Source organism: Candidatus Enterococcus wittei (assembly GCF_002140175.1).
Lineage (GTDB): Bacteria > Bacillota > Bacilli > Lactobacillales > Enterococcaceae > Enterococcus_B > Enterococcus_B wittei.
Genome location: NZ_NGMO01000002.1, coordinates 462,404 through 464,158, shown reverse-complemented (window position 1 = coordinate 464,158; position 1,755 = coordinate 462,404). Strand labels below are relative to the sequence as shown.

Here is a 1,755-nt window from a genome sequence, read left to right as displayed (position 1 = left end):
AAGAAAATCACACGCTAGTGAGTTTCTTTGCTATCAGTCTATATTTACAAGCGAATCATTTTAGGAAAAAATGAACAGCTTATATTTTTTTACTTTTATCTTCTATTCAAAATCATGAGTAAATTTTTCTAGTTCTTCCTCATCATATTTATCGTATTTATTTATTTCATGTAGTAAACGTTTGATTTCATGAATCGCTTTTTTCTCAGCATACCATTTTTTGATTTCATGCTTTTTATCTTTTTCTTCATCTAGCGAATCAAGTTTGTCCAACTCAGTGTCCAATTTTTCAATCGTCTCTACAATCTTTTCTACTACTTTTTCTTCTTTTTTTTCGTAATCCACCATTGTAAACACCTCGTTTTATTTTATTTACACGATTAGTGTACGCCTAATTCAAAAGAAGCGCCAATAAAAAGATAGTAAATCAGAATAAATAACATGTAAAAAATTATTTTAGTAGAGTATAAAAAATAATAAATAAAACAACACTACTCTATAGATCAAATATACACATCTAGATGTGTATAAGAGACAGAAATTATAGTCATCTTGCAATAAAAGAATGATTTTTGACATTAACAAATGACGCTGATCGTTGATATGGATAGAATGCAAATCTACTGTTTTTTGATCTAATATTTCGAAACTATTGAAAAATAGGTAAGTCACATAGGCCACACATTCTACTTCATAACTTGATAGCTCTTTCCAATTTTTATGGAAAAAATTTCTAAAAGTGTGGAACAATTCTGTATTTTCAACGTTAGGAATATGAGAATCCTGAATTTTTTTAATATTATCACACGTAAATAACTTCCTTTTTTCTCTCAGCAAGATTCCCCAAAGTGAAAGTTTTCTTTGTTCTACAATCCCTATTTTTTGTTGGTACTCTTCTTCAATGAAATTAATCAATGTTTCATTTTTCAGTGAATACAATTCATAGATCGGCGTAGTTTCTGTCTCCCAATAAAATAAAAAATAAAAGTAAAAATATTGAAATACATTTCCTTCTACTTTTCCATTTTTTATACACAAATCAAACTCTTGTAATAATTCATTACACTGAACGATCAAAAGATTCAATGTTGTCGTACTAATATTCAATTTTTCTGCCAGACTATGTCTTGATAACGATGGTTTTCTGTATAATAAATCTAATAATATATATTTATCTGATTCTATAAAAAAGAATTTTGTCAAAGCGTCTACAGGTATTTGGGGGTCTTCTTCAAATAAAATTTCATGAACATCTGTAATCAACTGTAACTTATCATAAGGAAAAAACTTTTGAAAATAATCATTACATCGCTCAATTGTTTTTTTTAAAGTAGGGTAAGAAATATTCAATTTTGTACAAATTTCATTCTTGCCCAATTTGAAATTTTCCAAATACAACAAACGAATTAAAAGATACTCTTTTTCAGATTGATAATCTAAAAGCTGTTCTTTAAACATTTACTACCCCTCCCACAACAAATTTTTAATATTATTATAGCCATTTTATAAGATTTTTTTGTATATTTTTTAATTTCTGTATATAACTTTTTTACAAAAAGTGGGCAATCTCTACAGCATAAAAAGATATCTTTTGGTTTTTTAGTCCAACTAATCAAGGGCTTTTAATAAAAAATTTGAATATTTGTCTTATTCTAAATAGCTAATATTTTTCTATTCTTTATCTAAAAATGAATAAAAAAATAGCAAAGAAAATCACACGCTAGTGAGTTTCTTTGCTATCAGTCTATATTTACA

The 1,755-nt window shown here is 26.6% G+C and carries 2 protein-coding genes; both read right to left on the bottom strand.

Annotated features, from left to right (window positions below):
• Nucleotides 1-102: 102 nt before the first annotated feature.
• A complete protein-coding gene (locus A5844_RS06475) occupies nucleotides 103-348 on the bottom strand; it encodes a hypothetical protein (protein ID WP_086284385.1) in 246 nt (81 codons plus the stop codon).
• 108 nt (nucleotides 349-456) lie between these two features.
• Nucleotides 457-1,458 (bottom strand): helix-turn-helix domain-containing protein, encoded by a 1,002-nt coding sequence (locus A5844_RS06470; protein WP_086284386.1) that lies wholly within the window; start codon nucleotides 1,456-1,458, stop codon nucleotides 457-459.
• Between the last annotated feature and the right edge of the window lie 297 nt (nucleotides 1,459-1,755).